This is a genomic window from Streptomyces sp. ASQP_92, from assembly GCF_025399895.1.
In the GTDB taxonomy this organism is placed as follows: Bacteria; Actinomycetota; Actinomycetes; order Streptomycetales; family Streptomycetaceae; genus Streptomyces.
The window spans coordinates 1-240 of record NZ_JAODUA010000078.1; the positions used below are offsets into that span (position 1 = coordinate 1).

The window sequence follows — 240 nt, forward strand, 5'->3', positions numbered from 1 at the left end:
TACGACGCCCACGCCGAGCACGAACTCCAAGACGTCGCCGAAGTCCTCGGACACGAGATCGTCGTGGGCGAACGCGACACCGACGTATACCTCCAGGCCCGGCGCGCCAACCGCCTGACCCTCGCCGCCGAAATGCAGTGGCAGCTCCTTCCCGGCCGCTCCTGCTCCCGCCCGGAGTACGACATCGGCGCCCAGCTGGAGCCCGCCTACGCCATCTACGGCGACAACTTCGACTGGTCC

At 68.3% G+C, this 240-nt stretch carries 1 pseudogene; it reads left to right on the forward strand.

What is annotated here, in order from left to right:
• Nucleotides 1–240: pseudogene (locus N4G70_RS36980) on the forward strand (phosphatase); the annotation flags it as partial.